General features: G+C 65.1%; 10 protein-coding genes and 1 pseudogene. 6 read left to right on the top strand and 5 right to left on the bottom strand.

The features are described 5' to 3' along the window. Positions 1-242: 242 nt before the first annotated feature. Together ABIA42_RS18840 and ABIA42_RS18835 are read left to right on the top strand one after the other, a co-directional pair. A complete protein-coding gene (locus tag ABIA42_RS18840) occupies positions 243-1,049 on the top strand; it encodes a rhomboid family intramembrane serine protease (RefSeq protein WP_271532658.1) in 807 nt (268 codons plus the stop codon). A gap of 191 nt (positions 1,050-1,240) precedes the next feature. Beyond that, positions 1,241-1,669, top strand: coding sequence for a CBS domain-containing protein (locus tag ABIA42_RS18835; RefSeq protein WP_370122465.1), 429 nt, complete (start codon positions 1,241-1,243; stop codon positions 1,667-1,669). An 18-nt stretch (positions 1,670-1,687) separates the two neighbouring features. Here ABIA42_RS18835 and ABIA42_RS18830 read toward each other — a convergent pair whose 3' ends face one another. Beyond that, a complete protein-coding gene (locus tag ABIA42_RS18830) occupies positions 1,688-2,707 on the bottom strand; it encodes a patatin-like phospholipase family protein (protein WP_370122468.1) in 1,020 nt (339 codons plus the stop codon). 251 nt (positions 2,708-2,958) lie between these two features. Here ABIA42_RS18830 and ABIA42_RS18825 point away from each other — a divergent pair, with 251 nt between their 5' ends. Together ABIA42_RS18825 and ABIA42_RS18820 are read left to right on the top strand one after the other, a co-directional pair. Then, a complete protein-coding gene (locus ABIA42_RS18825; RefSeq protein ID WP_370122471.1) occupies positions 2,959-4,032 on the top strand; it encodes a hypothetical protein in 1,074 nt (357 codons plus the stop codon). Positions 4,033-4,454: 422 nt separating this feature from the next. Further along, positions 4,455-4,694, top strand: a complete 240-nt coding sequence (locus ABIA42_RS18820; RefSeq protein WP_271532652.1) for a hypothetical protein — start codon at positions 4,455-4,457, stop codon at positions 4,692-4,694. A gap of 13 nt (positions 4,695-4,707) precedes the next feature. Here the strand turns inward: ABIA42_RS18820 and ABIA42_RS18815 are convergent. After that, a pseudogene (locus ABIA42_RS18815) lies at positions 4,708-5,713 on the bottom strand (zinc-dependent alcohol dehydrogenase family protein). A gap of 103 nt (positions 5,714-5,816) precedes the next feature. Between ABIA42_RS18815 and ABIA42_RS18810 the strand changes: the two are divergent. Then, entirely contained in the window at positions 5,817-6,677 is an 861-nt protein-coding gene (locus tag ABIA42_RS18810; protein WP_271533703.1) for a LysR family transcriptional regulator, read from the top strand. A gap of 1,051 nt (positions 6,678-7,728) precedes the next feature. After that, the gene (locus ABIA42_RS18805) at positions 7,729-10,191 is read left to right on the top strand and encodes a putative bifunctional diguanylate cyclase/phosphodiesterase (protein WP_370122476.1); all 2,463 of its coding nucleotides are present in this window, start codon (positions 7,729-7,731) and stop codon (positions 10,189-10,191) included. Here the strand turns inward: ABIA42_RS18805 and ABIA42_RS18800 are convergent. From ABIA42_RS18800 to thrS, 3 genes are all read right to left on the bottom strand, one after another. Further along, positions 10,177-11,445 carry a serine hydrolase domain-containing protein gene (locus tag ABIA42_RS18800; RefSeq protein ID WP_370122479.1) on the bottom strand — a complete coding sequence of 423 codons (1,269 nt, stop codon included), beginning with the start codon at positions 11,443-11,445 and terminating at the stop codon, positions 10,177-10,179. The two genes, ABIA42_RS18805 and ABIA42_RS18800, sit on opposite strands and share 15 nt — an antisense overlap. A 64-nt stretch (positions 11,446-11,509) precedes the next feature. Further along, on the bottom strand, positions 11,510-12,073 hold the full coding sequence (locus tag ABIA42_RS18795; protein ID WP_271532644.1) for a nitroreductase: 564 nt from the start codon (positions 12,071-12,073) through the stop codon (positions 11,510-11,512). Between the two features lie 92 nt (positions 12,074-12,165). After that, positions 12,166-14,208, bottom strand: a complete 2,043-nt coding sequence (gene thrS / locus ABIA42_RS18790) for a threonine--tRNA ligase (RefSeq protein WP_370122483.1) — start codon at positions 14,206-14,208, stop codon at positions 12,166-12,168. Between the last annotated feature and the right edge of the window lie 3 nt (positions 14,209-14,211).

Here is a 14,211-nt window from a genome sequence, read left to right as displayed (position 1 = left end):
GCAAGCCTCGCCGCTTTCTCCAGGTTCTCGGCAAGGCCTGTACACAGGGCGTCAAACAGTTTGGTCACGGGCCGCGGGGAGGGGTGGGGATACTCCTTATCTCTCCGGCCACCGGAAGACCGACACGGACAGGCAGGGCTTTCCCAGGGCCCTGCCTTTTCCGTTTGCGCACTTGCGCAGGGACGGCAAAGGCGACTATCTCCAAGCCTACCGCTCCGATCGCGCCTGAAAGCGAAGCTGCCTTGGATTCCCCGCAAGATTCGTCACCGGACGTGCCTGCCGTCGTCGAGGAGGCTCCGCGCGAGCCGATCCTGACGCTGCCCGCTGCGCTGACCGCCTATATCCTGCTTTTGGCGGTGATCCATCTGCGGGTGTTGCTGCCGCCGGAGCTCGAGAACTGGACCATCGACGTGTTCGGCTTCATCCCGAAGCGCTACGATTCCTCGCTGCTCAATCTGGAGATCCCGGGCGGGGCGGGCGCGAAGGTCTGGACTTTCGTCACCTATTCGCTGCTGCACGCCAATCTGACCCATCTCGGCTTCAACGTGCTGTGGCTGCTGCCGTTCGGCAGCGCGCTGGCGCGGCGCTTCGGCGCGGTCAGGTTCTTCGTCTTCCTGGCGGTGACGGCGGCGGCCGGCGCGCTGGCCCATCTCATCACCCACGAGCATGCGGTGGCCCCGATGATCGGCGCTTCGGCCTCGGTGTCGGGCGCGATGGCAGCCGCGATCCGCTTCGCCTTCGTCCGCGGCAGCTTCCTGTCGTTCAGCCGCTCGGACGCCGATACCGCCGCAAAAGTTCCGGCGCTGCCGCTGTCGCGCGCGCTGCGCGACGGACGGGTGATCGGCTTCCTCAGCGTTTGGTTCGGCGTCAACATCATCTTCGGCGTTGGCGCGATCGGGATCGATTCCGAGACCACGAGCGTCGCTTGGCAGGCGCATATCGGCGGCTTCTTTGCCGGCTTGCTGCTGTTCGCCCTGTTCGATCCCGTGCCGCGCGTTCGAGGCGATGCTGCGGATGCGTCATCACAGGACATTTCAAACCGTATTTGAAGCGGCGCTTGCGGCGCGGCCCGAATTCATCCATCATTCCCGAGAACAATGTTTCGAAGCCGCAAGCTGCTAGCGGCGATGCTTCGCAACGCGCCTGAGCGTGAAACCGGCGCCAAAACTGTTAGTTGAAGACTCGAAGAACAAGTTCGGATCGCCTCAAGGGCGGACGGCTCCGATTCAGGGAGGCTGCAATGACGGTACGTTCCATTCTGAACACCAAGGGGCACCAGATCGTGAGCGTCGAGCCCGACGCCAAGCTGGCCGCCACGATCAAGCTGCTCGCTGAGAAGAAGATCGGTGCGGTGCTGGTGATGAACCAGAGCCGGCTCGAGGGCATCCTGTCGGAGCGCGACATTGTGCGCATGCTTGGCGAGCGCGGCGCCGGCGTGCTGGAGGCGCCGGTCTCGGAGGTTATGACCCGCAAGGTCGTGACCTGCAAGGAGACCGACACCGTGGCCGAGCTGATGGAGATGATGACGTCGGGCAAGTTCCGCCATCTGCCCGTGATCGACAACGGCAAGGTGGTCGGCCTGATCTCGATCGGCGACATCGTCAAGCGCCGGGTCCAGGAATACGAGTCGGAGCAGGAGGCCCTGCGCGACTACATCAAGACGGCCTGACCGACCTCACAACTGACCTCATTCCTGTGTTTTCGGCGCGGTGCCCTCGGGCGCTGGCGCCAGCACATGGATGGCCTCCTGGATCGAATCCAGCGCGCGCTCGGCTGCGCGGGTGCCGAAGGCGATGAGGTCATCGGCGCGGTGGAAGTCGAACCAGCCGATCTGGCCGACGCGTGGCGTGATCAGCATGTCAGGCGGATCGCCGGCGAGGCGGGCGCGGGTGATGCGGTCCTGCATGATGTTGAAGGCATCGACCATCACCGAGGAGATGCCGGGCCGGCCGCCGCCGCCGAAGAACTCGCGCTTCACGGTTTTCTCCGGCGAGAACAACCGCGGAAAGCGCCGCTTGACCGTCGTCTCCCCGGCACCGGGCGCCACCGTCTCCGGCATCGCGCCGTGCGAATAGATCGTCGTGGAATGGGTGAAGATGTCGCTGGAAAGATTTGCGGCGATGACGATTTCGGCACCGAGCGCCCGGGCGGCCGAAACCGGCACCGGATTGACCAGCGCGCCGTCGACCAGCCAGCGGTCGCCGATCAGCACCGGCGCGAAGATGCCCGGCAGCGCATAGGAGGCGCGCATCGCGTTGACCACGCGGCCGCGCGTCAGCCAGATCTCGTGGCCGGTGCGGACCTCGGTCGCCACGGCCGCGAACTTGATCGGAAGGTCCTCGATCTGGGTTTGGCCGCAGGCCTCCTCGAGCCGGATTGCGAGCTTCTCGCCGCCGATCAGGCCGGAGCCGTTGAGGCGGATGTCGAGATAGCCGAGGATGTTGCGCATGCCTTGCAGGCTGCGGCCCCATTCTTCCAGCGTGTCGAGCTGGCCGGCCGCATAGAGGCCGCCGACCACGGCGCCGATCGAGGTGCCGACCACGACGTCAGGCACGATGCCGTTGGCGAGCAGGGTCCTGATGATGCCGATATGGGCGAAGCCGCGCGCCGCGCCGCCGCCGAGGGCAAGCCCGATGACCGGCCGGCGAATGCTGCCGAGGCCCACCTTCTCGCCATTGGAGCCCCGACCCTTCAATCTGTCCAGCACCGAAACCCTCCTAACGCCGAGGCCAGCCCGTATCACCAGACTAGGCACCGCTGCTGCGCTCCGCCATATCAGGGGTGAAGCATGGTTTATGCCGCTTTGCGAAGGGCACGGGGCAGGAGTATGGCGAGGGATGGCTGGCTCCGGGGTAATCACGCAAGCGTCAATCGGGTTCCAGCGATCGCGCGCGAGGCCGTATTTCCTGGGGTTTCAGAGGCTTGAATTTGCCGCGTTTTCGGTGAAAAGCAGGGGGTATGACACGCGGGGGTGACGGCATCATCGGATGGCGGCGCAGCGGCAGGCTGCTGCCGGCGCTGATCCTTGTTGCGTGCCTCGTTACCTCAGGCCAAACTGCTGCGCAGGCGCAGCTTTTCTCCGATCGTCCGCCGCCGGTGCCGCCGGCATCGGTGCCCGACCCCGGCGGCGCCGTCAGCCTGGCGCCGCCCTCCGGCCTTGGCGCGGGACCCCCAAGCCTGCCGCCGACGCTGATGCAGCCCGCGACGCCCAGCATGCCGCCGCCCGCGGTTACGACCGTGCCGCCGGCCGCCCCGCTGAACGCGGCCGTGCCGGGGCAGGGCGTGCTGTCGCTGACGGCGAAATACGGCAAGGACTCTCCGCCCATCACCAGCGGCCTGGTCTGGCGCGTGTTCGCCGACCGTCCCGACGAGAACGGCACCTTCAAGCTGATCCGCGAGGACCGCAACGCCACGCCAAACATCGTGCTGCCGCCCGGCAATTACGTCGTGCATGTTGCCTTCGGCCTCGTCAGTGCGGTGCGCACCGTCGCCCTGAAGGCGGAGACGGACCGCGAATCCTTCGTGCTGCCGGCGGGCGGCCTGCGCATCGAGGGCCGCGTCGGCACCAGCCGCATTCCGCAGAACCAGATCTCGTTCGCGATCTACAAGGGCAGCCAGTTCGAGTCCGGCGAGCGCGCCTCCCTGGTGCCGAACGTCGCCGCCGGTGACGTCGTGCTGATTCCGGAGGGCACCTATTACATCGTCTCCAACTACGGCGACGCCAATTCGGTGGTGCGCTCGGACATCCGCGTCCAGGCCGGCAAGCTCACCGACGTCACCATCACCCACCGCGCCGCCGTCATCACCCTCAAGCTGGTCAGCGACAGGGGCGGCGAGGCGCTCGCCAACACCGCCTGGTCGGTGCTGACCCCCGGCGGCGACGTCATCAAGGAATCGATCGGCGCGTTCCCGCGCGTCGTGCTCTCCGAAGGCGAATACCGCGCCATCGCCAAGAACGAGGGCAAGGTCTACGAGCGCGGTTTCAACGTCGTCAACGGCGTCGACGGCGAAGTCGAGGTCGTCGCGCGCTGAAGCATGGTCCGGAAAGTGCACGGCGGTTTTCCGAAAAGATCATGCTTAAACAACAACCTAAAGCGCGATGACGATTCATCCTGATCGCATCGCGCTTTAGAACCCGGGCGGCGCTGCGCGCAGCCTGACTTGACGCGCCGCACGATCGTTCTCATCCAGCGCACGGACGTGCATCTCTTGGTACCGCCAAGTGCGTCCTAGGTGCTGGCAGCAACGGCTCTTCGCCACCACCACTCCGTTGTTTCGCCAAAATGGCCTCTTGGGGTCGAGTAAACACCGCTGACCAGGGCTTATTCCCGCACCTGCGGCTTCATCACACTCCGGTGCACGATACGAATTTCCGATCATCAATTTTATTCTCTTTCCACCGCGCTGGGTTATATGTCGGTCATCCATCTAATGGGGGTAGCCGGAGCAGGCCTGTGCGTTTGCGAGACCGGCAAGGAGCAGGGACCAAGCCCGTCGGCATGTTCGAAGTGATCCTTACCAGGCGCAAGCGGTTTGGCTGGCGGTGGCAGGTGTGCGACCAGTCCGGCAAGATATTTGCCGATGGCTTCGAGCGCACCCGGCCGTCTGCCAAATATCAAGGCGAGCGCGCGTTGTTCTTTCTGTTGTCGCAGGCCTATCTGCGCAAACGCTCCGCCGCGTCCAGCGAGGACTAGCGGAGCCAACGGGCTAGAGGCTCGCCTGGACATCGACGACCAGCTTGCCCTTCGCTGCGTGATCGCGGATCAGCGCATAGGCGTCGCCGACATTCTCCAGCGTGAAGCGCCTGGGATCGAGCAGCGGCACCAACTTGCCCGCTTCCACCAGGCGCGTCGCCTCCATCATGATCTCCCCATGATGCGCGCGCCCTTCGCCCGACAGCAGCGGCAGCAGCGTGAACACGCCGGAATAGGTTGCGGCGCGGAAAGACAACGGCGCAAGCGCATGCGTCCCCCAGCCGAGCGCACTCACCACATGGCCGAAGCGGCGCACCGCTTCAAAGGAGGCGTCGAGCACCTTGCCGCCGACGGTGTCGTAGACGACGTCGAAGCCACGGCCGCCGGTATGCTGCGCAACATAGGTTTCGACAGGCGTGTTGCGGTCGATGAACATCGCGCCAAAACCTTCGATCGTGGCGCGCTGCGCCGCCGAGCCGGTTGCGAACACGTTCGCTCCGAAGGCACACGCGATCTGGATTGCGACATGGCCGACGCCGCCGGCGCCGCCATGGATCAACACCTTCTGGCCGGCCTCTAGCGAGGCGCGGTCGATCAGGCCTTCCCAGGCCGTGATGAAGATCAGGGGCAGGGCTGCCGCCTCCCGCATGGCGAGATTTGGCGGGCTTCGGAGCCAGCAGGTCGGCATCGACTGCGGCGAATTCGGCCAGCGATCCCTGCACGCCGCCGACGCCACCGGTCATGCCATAGACTTCATCGCCCAGCTTGAACCGCCTCACCTCGTGCCCAACCTGCTCGACCACGCCGGCGAGATCGATCCCGGGAATTGCGGGCAGCGGATGCCGCGCATGCGGTGCCGCGCCGGCATGGATCTTGGTGTCGAGCGGATTGACCCCGCTCGCGCGCACCCGGACCAGCACCTCGCGCGGGCCGATTTCGGGCGTGGAGATGGTCGAGAGCCGCAGCGGCGCGTTGTACGCCTCCAACACGGCTGCGCGCATTGTCGATCGTTTGGTCATGATTGTTCTGCTCCGTTGTCGCCCTCCAATATGCCCATGAATTTTTGCATGGAAAGCAACGACGATGTACGATCACCGTGCATTATTGCATGAGGGCTGTTCGATGGACTGGAGCGATCTGCGCATCTTCCTGGCGATCGCGCGCGAAGGCACGCTTGGGGCCGCCGCGCGAAAGATCGGCCAGACCCAGCCGACCATGGGCCGGCGGCTTCGCGCGCTCGAACAGGCGTTGGGGCAGACGCTGTTCCAGCGCACCGCCGACGGCTTCGTCCTCACTGACGAGGGCACCGCCGTGCTGCGCCACGCCGAGCGGATCGAGGAGGAAGCGCTCGCGCTTCAACGTCACGCCTCCGGCGCGGAGACGCAGCTCGATGGCCTTTTGCGCCTGTCGTCGTCGGACTGGTTCGGGACGGTGATGCTCTCGCCGGTGATCGCCGCCTTCGGCAAGCGTCATCCGAGGGTGACCGTCGAGCTCCTGACCGATGCGCGCCTCTACAGCCTGCCGCGCCGCGAAGCCGATCTCGTCTTCCGCATCAAGCCGTTTAGCGAACCGGACATTATTTCCAGGAAGCTGCTGCACATTCCCTACGCGCTCTATGGCAAGAAGGGCACCAAGCCGCCGCGCGCCGGCGACGGGCGTGGCGTCCGCGTCGTGACCATGAACGTCGAATTCGCCGACATGCCCGATGCTGCCTGGCTGAAACGCGCGCTGCCCAACGCGGAGGTGGCTTCGCGCAGCAATAACAGGCAGGCGCAGGCCGAGCTCTGCGCGAGCGGCGGCGGATTGGCGGTGCTGCCGCGCCCGCTCGGGGACCGCGACCGCCGCCTCGTCGCGCTCGACATTGGTACGTCGCCGCCCGGCCGCGATACCTTCGTCGGCTATCACCGCGACCTCAAGCGCCTGGCTCGCCTGCGCGCGCTGCTGGATCTGGTGATCGAGCGGTTGGCGGGCACGCACCCGTAGCAACCCGGATGAAGCCAACTCCAGGGCTACAAGGCCTTGCGGTGCCTGTCGGGCAAGACACCCAAACCATCGGTCAAGGCGCCTAGCCGAAAATATTCTTCTTTACCGAAATTCGGAAACGGCGTATGTGTCGCCGCAGTCCGGCCCAAGGAAGAGGGGCGTATCGCGATCGTCACGAACGCGGGCCGGGCGGCGGTGGACGCAGATGGCGTTGGCGCGAACGGGCTTGCAGGGCGGGAGACCGTGAGCAAGATCGTCGCGCATACGACCGGTGCCATCAGCGTACGGCAAAATCGTGTGGTCCTGGCGCCCGGGGTCTGTGCGCCAAGTCTTGCGGTGACGTTGCGGCCCGACCGGGTTCGTACCGTCAGTCATCCGCAAGGCGACGGGGGCAATAGTGCATCGCTCCCCGGGGAGATCACGACATAAGCCGTTCCAACCACTGCGCAGGGAAGGCCGGGATGTCTCCGGTTGCCCTGTTACCCGCTGTGCATCGAAGCGCACGCAGTTTGCGTCTGGCATAGCGGTCCACGGGAGCCAACCGGCTCCCGGCCTTCCCTGCGCCCTCTTTCATCTGGGGGTGAGGCATCGACGCAAAGCTCGGGCGAGATGAGCCGCGAGGATGCGCCCGTGTGTCTTCAATGAAGATGCAAATCGAAAAAAGACGCCGTTACCCCAAACTCGGTCATTGCGAGGCGCGAAGCGACGAAGCAATCCGAGTCTTTCCGCAGCGGCAGTCTGGATTGCTCGCTACACTCGCAATGACGGCGCTGAGCCAGTGCATCCCAACAACACATCTCGTGCCCCGGACGCAGCGCAGCGCTTCTTCAGCGGTGCGCTGCAGAGCCGGGGCCCATGCGACAGCGCGTTGTGGCGTTGCGCCACACGTGAGTATCGCCTTTGCACAACTGTCATAGTCTCTAACGCCCACTAACCAACGCCTGACTTAAAACTGTCATAGTCGCCGAATGGAACCCGCGCCTGCGCGCTTTTTACACGTCGTTAAGCGCGTCTGCATTGGATGCGGCGGCAAAGTGCGTTGGGGACTGCCATGAATGCCGCGAAGAGGGTGTCGGGAACACCGGCCGCCGAAATGTTTGACGACATCCCGGTGCTTCAGCGCAAATGGCATGCGGCATTGAAGCCGGGCGAGCGGCTGCCGCGCTATGAGGACGTGATGCTCGGCAGCCTCGGACGGCTCGCCGACCACATCGCGCTGCTGAAGAACAACGGCGCGCTCGAATTGTCGCGCAGCGGACGTTACGTGCAGAAATGGCTCGGCGAGGAAGCCTGGGACATTCCCGTCGCCGAGCTGTCGCCCGATTGTGCCACGGCGCTGTCGGAAGCAGCGGCGAGCGCGCTTGCGACCGGACGGCCGCACCGGGGAAGAGCGCATTGCGTGCGCGACGGCATGGTCAGGACCTACGACGTGCTGGCGCTGCCGACGTCCTCGCGCTGGGGCGCGACGCTGGTCGGCGCCTATGTCAACGAGCGCGGCGCGCAGTACAACCTCCTCGACGCGATCTTTTCCTCGACCGACGATGCGGTGGTCTCCCTGGTGATGCTGCGCGATGCCGGCGGCAAGCCGTTCGATCTTCAGGTCGTGCATCACAACAAAAGCGCGGACACACTGCTGAAGGTTGCGAGCGGAAGCCTGTTGTGGCGGCGGATCGGCGAGGGCGGCACGCTGCTGGCCTTGCCCGAGGTGATGGAATTCCTGTTCAAGACCGTTCTGAGCGGCCGCGGCGAGCAGCTCGAGATCGAGAGCGAGGGACGCTACCTCAGGCTCAGCGCCACCGCCTTCGCCGACGTGGTTTCGCTGACGATCTCCGATGTCACCGCGCTGAAGCGGCGCGATGCCTCGTTCCGCCTGCTGTTCGACAATAACCCGATGCCGATGTGGGTGTTCGACGCGCAGACCAAGGCGTTCCTCAATGTCAACGACGCCGCGGTCCAGCATTACGGCTACAGCCGCGCCACTTTCCTGCGCATGAAGCTGCACGAGATCTGGCCGGAGGACGAGTGGGACAGCCACGCCGAGGCGCTGGAGCGCCTCGGCGACGCCTATCACTCCTCGCGCAACTGGCGGCATCTGCGCGCCGACGGCAGCGAAATCGAGGTGCTCACCTTCGGCCGCCGCGTCGCCTTCGACGATCGCGACGGCTACCTGGTGGCGGTGGTCGACATCACCGAGCGGCGCAAGGCCGAAGCCCGCATCGCCCATATGGCGCACCATGATGGGCTCACCGACCTGCCGAACCGCGAGTTCTTCCAGGAGCGCCTGAAGCAGGCGCTGGGCCAGGGCGATGGAAAACGGGTCGGCGTGCTCTACATGGATCTCGACCTGTTCAAGAACATCAACGATTCCTTCGGTCATCCGGTGGGCGATCGCCTGCTGAAGCAGGTCGCCGAGCGCCTGACCACCGCGGTCCGCGGCGCCAATCTCGCGGCGCGGCTCGGCGGTGACGAGTTCGCCGTCATTCTGGCCGCCGACGTCTCGCCGAACGAGGCCAGCGCCTGCGCGTCCTTGCTGATCGACATGGTGAAGGCACCTTATGATCTCGACGGGCAGGAGATGGTGATCGGCGCCAGCATCGGCATCGCGCTGTCGCCGGGCGACGGCACGACGCCGGAGGAGTTGATGCGCAATGCCGACATGGCGTTGTACCGGGCGAAGGCCGATGGCGGTGGCGTGCACCACTTCTTCGAGCGCGAGATGGATCTCCAGGCGCAGAGGCGCCGTGACATGGAGCTCGACCTGCGTCGTGCGTTCGCCAACGGCGAGTTCGAGCTGCACTATCAGCCGCTGGTGTCGATCGCCTCCGACCGAATCTCCGGCTTCGAGTCGCTGCTGCGCTGGCATCACCCCGACAAAGGCATGATCTCGCCGGCGGAGTTCATCCCTGTTGCCGAGGACATCGGCCTCATCATCCAGCTCGGCGAGTGGGTGCTGCGCGAAGCCTGTGCCGAGGCCGTCAAATGGCCTGCCGACGTCAAGGTCGCGGTCAATCTGTCGCCGGCGCAATTCCGCAGCCGCAACCTGGTTCAGGTGGTGATTTCGGCCTTGGCGCAGTCCGGCCTGTCGCCGAAGCGGCTCGAGCTCGAAATCACCGAGTCGATCTTTCTGGCCGAGACCGATGCCAATCTCGCGACCCTGCATCAGTTGCGCGAGCTCGGCGTCGGCATTTCCATGGACGATTTCGGCACCGGCTATTCCAGCCTGAGCTATCTCCGCAGCTTTCCATTCGACAAGATCAAGATCGACCGCTCCTTCGTCAAGGATCTGGCGCAGCGGCCCGACTGCGGCGCGATCGTGCGCGCGATCTCCGGGCTCGGCCGCAGCCTCAACATCACCACGACCGCGGAGGGCGTCGAGACCGAAGATCAGCTCGACTGGCTGCGCGCCGAAGGCTGCAACGAGGTACAGGGATTTCTGTTCAGTGCCGCGCGGCCCGCGGCCGAGATCGGAAAGCTCCTCGCCGATTTCGGCGAGCGCACCTCACGGGCGGCGTAGTGCGGGCGGGTAGCAGTCGTAGACAAGCGCCTTGAACGCGGGCGTGATGCGGCTGCGCTCGTTCTGGGTCTGTTGCATCATGAGGTAGACCATGTCGAGCTTGGGATCGACGCCGAAATAGGTGCCGCTGCCGGAGTCCCATTTCAGTTCGCCGAGCGAGCCCGGCGGCGGCGGCTTCGCGTTGCCGGGATCGGTCCGCACCGCAAGGCCGTAGCCATAGCCGAAGCCGTCGCCAGGGAAGTAGAAATAGTCGCGTGCGACGCCGGAGCCCGGCCCGATGTGATCGGTCGTCATGGCCTTGAACGCGGCCGGGCTGAGGTAGCGCCTGCCCGCGAACTCACCGCCGTTGAGCAGCATCTGCGAGAAGCGTTGATAGTCGGTGATGGTCGAGAGCAGGCCTCCGCCGCCGGATTGCCATTCGGGATGGTCGAGGCGCTCGCGTTCGCCGGCAAGCAGGATGAAATCGTTCGGCAGCGGCCGCGCCATCCGCGCAAGCTCGTCCTCGGTCGCGAGCACGAATTTGGTGCTGTTCATGCCGAGCGGGTCGAAGATGCGCTGCTTCAGGAATTGATACAGCGTCTGGCCCGAGACGATCTCGATGACGCTGCCGAGCACGTCGGTGGAATGGCCGTAGCGCCACAGCGTTCCAGGCTGCCGTGCCAGCGGTAGCCTTGCGATCCGGTCGGCGAACTCCCTGTTGTTGAAATGACCTTCGAAGATGTTGGCCGCCTTGTAGGCATGCTCGACCCATTCGGCTCCGATATAGTCGTAGCTGATGCCCGAGGTTTGCCGCAGCAGATCCTCGATGTTGACGGGACGGACCGGAGGCACGAAGTCAAGTTCCAGCTCGCCGTGCGGATCGGTGGTCTGGAGGCCCACCCTGGTCTTGGCAAAGAGGGGGACGTATTTGGACACGGGGTCGGTGAGCGCAAGCTTGCCCTCGTCGATCAGCATCATCGCGCCAAGGCACGTGATCGGCTTGGTCATGGAGTGGATGGCGAAGATCGTGTCCGGCGTCATGGCGAGGCCGGTCCTGGTGTCGCGCACGCCGAAGGTCTTCAGATAGATCGGCTTGCCGTGCTGCTGGATGAGGATCACCGCGCCCGGCAGTCGGCCGCTGGTCACCTCGTTGTCGAAATACGCCGTGATGCGGTCGAGCCCCTCGGACGAGGGGGCGGGAATATCGCCGGCCCGGCTTCGCACCATCGAGCCGGCGAGCATGGCGGCCCCGACAAGAAATTCACGCCGTCGCATCCGGGCTTCCTCCCTCGCCGGGATCAAAGCCGCACAACGTTTGGCGCGTCAACGAGCCTTCGAGCTAAAAGCGCGTCACAATTTCCGAAAGGCACGGTCGCGGACGGTCCTCGCTCGGTTTGGTCGGCGTGCCGATATGCACGAGGCCGGCGAGCTTCTCGTCCGGCTTGAGGCCGAGCCCATCAAGCACGTCGCGATCGAAGGCGAACCAGCCGGTCAGCCAGCAGGCGCCGTAGCCGAGCGCGGTGGCGGCCGTGACGATGTTCATGGCGCTGGCACCTGCCGACAACTCCTGCTCGAACGCCGGCACCTTCGGATGCGGCTTGGTGAAGCTGACGATGCCGATCACCAACGGCGCATCGGTGAGGCGCTTGCGCTCGATCTCGACGTCGGCCGCTGGCGCGCCCGGATTCTTCCGGGCGAAGACCCTCGCGATCACCTCGCCGGCACGCTGGCGGGCATCGCCCTCGAAGATGATGAAGCGCCAGGGCGCGAGCTTGCCGTGATCGGGCACGCGCGCTCCGATGGTCAGGATCGTCTCGAGTTCGGCCGGCGAGGGGCCGGGCCCGGTCATTTCGCGCGGCTTGACCGAGCGGCGGGTCTTCAGGAGTTCGATGGCGTCGGGCACTGCGATATCCTCTTCGGCTGGTCGTCGGGCGTGCCATGCCGAGATAGGCATGCACGCCCGCAACGGAAGCGAATTTAGATCGATTTCAGGGATCAGACGCCGCCACGCGCCCGCCGGATATCCGGCGGGGTCGCTTCCTCGACCAGCGCGGCGATGGCCTCCTGCGTCGTCATCACCTTCTGTCCGTCGCTGCCGAGGCGGCGGACCGAGACCGAATGCGTCTCGGCTTCCTTCTTGCCGACAACGAGCAGCGCCGGGATCTTGGCCAGCGAGTGCTCGCGGACCTTGTAGTTGATCTTCTCGTTGCGCAGGTCGATCTCGACCCGAAGCCCGGCGCGGCGCGCCTGCTCCAGCACCTGCTTGGCGTACTCGTCGCCTTCCGAGGTGATGGTCGTGACCACCGCCTGCACCGGCGAGAGCCAGAGCGGGAAATTGCCGGCATAGTGCTCGATCAGGATGCCGATATAGCGCTCCATCGAGCCGCAGATCGCGCGGTGCACCATCACCGGCGGCTTCTTGCCGCCGTCATGGTCGATGTAGAACGCGCCGAACCGCTCCGGCAGGTTGAAGTCCACCTGCGTGGTGCCGCACTGCCAGTCGCGGCCGATGGCATCGCGCAGCACGTATTCGAACTTCGGCCCGTAGAAGGCGCCTTCGCCCGGGTTGATCTCGGTCTTGATGTGATTGTTCTGCGACTGGATCTCGCGCAGCACGGTGGCCATCACGCGCTCGGCGTGATCCCACATCGCATCGGTGCCGACGCGTTTCTCCGGCCTGGTCGAGAGCTTCACCGTGAGATCGCCGGTGAAGCCGAAATCCGCATAGGTCGACAGGATGAGATCGTTGATCTTCAGGCACTCTTCGGCGAGCTGGTCCTCGGTGCAGAAGATGTGCGCGTCGTCCTGGGTGAAGCCTCGCACGCGCATCAAGCCGTGCATGGCGCCGGACGGTTCATAGCGATGCACCACCCCGAACTCGGCAAGCCGCAAGGGCAGGTCGCGGTAGCTCTTTAGCCCGTGCTTGAAGATCTGCACGTGACCCGGGCAGTTCATCGGCTTGAGCGCAAACCAGCGCTTGTCCTCGGCTTCGTCGCCGGCCGACTGCGCCGCGAACATGTTCTCGCGATACCAGCCCCAATGGCCCGAGGTCTCCCACAGGACCTTGTCGAGGATCTGCGGCGCATTGACCTCGTTGTAGTCGCCGGTCAGGCGTCGCCGCATATAGGCGATCAGCTGCTGGAAGATGGTCCAGCCCTTCGGATGCCAGAACACCACGCCCGGGCCTTCCTCCTGGAAGTGGAAGAGGTCGAGCTCGCGCCCGAGCTTGCGATGGTCGCGCTTTTCGGCTTCCTCGATCTGCTTGAGGTAGGCGTCGAGATCCTCCTGCTTGGCGAACGCCGTGCCGTAGATGCGGGTCAGCATCGGGTTGTTGCTGTCGCCGCGCCAATAGGCGCCGGCCACCTTCATCAATTTGAAGGCATTGCCGACCTTTCCGGTCGAGGTCATGTGCGGGCCGCGGCAGAGATCGAACCAGTCGCCCTGGTAGTAGATCTTGATCGGCTCGTTGCCGGGAATGGCGTCGACCAGCTCGACCTTGAATGCCTCGCCCTTGTCGCGGAACACCTGCTTGGTTTTCTCGCGATCCCAGACCTCTTTCGTGAACGGCTCGTCGCGCGCGATGATCTCGCGCATCTTCTTCTCGATCGCGGCAAAGTCTTCCGGCGTGAACGGCTCGTTGCGGAAGAAGTCGTAGTAGAAGCCGTTCTCGATCACGGGACCGATGGTGACCTGGGTACCCGGCCACAGCGTCTGCACGGCCTCGGCCAGCACGTGCGCGCAGTCGTGGCGGATCAATTCCAGTGCGCGCGGATCGTCGCGATTGACGAACTCGATCTTTGCATCATCCTCGATCGGGTCGTTGAGATCGGCGACCTCGCCATCGAGTGCCATCGCAACCGTGCGCTTGGCCAGCGACGGCGAGATGCCCTTGACGATCTCGAGGCCGGTGATGCTCTTGTCGAATTGGCGCTGGGCGCCGTCGGGGAAGGTGAGGGTGACTTTGGCGGCAGGGGTCACGGGCTTCAGATTGGACAGGCTGTACTGGAAGCCGGACTCGGATTTGGGCTGGTCGGTCATGCT

The sequence above is a fragment of the Bradyrhizobium sp. USDA 327 genome, assembly GCF_041262065.1.
GTDB lineage: Bacteria > Pseudomonadota > Alphaproteobacteria > Rhizobiales > Xanthobacteraceae > Bradyrhizobium > Bradyrhizobium liaoningense.
The sequence above is the reverse complement of the archived record's forward strand: the minus strand, read 5'-3'. Positions and strand labels throughout refer to the sequence as shown.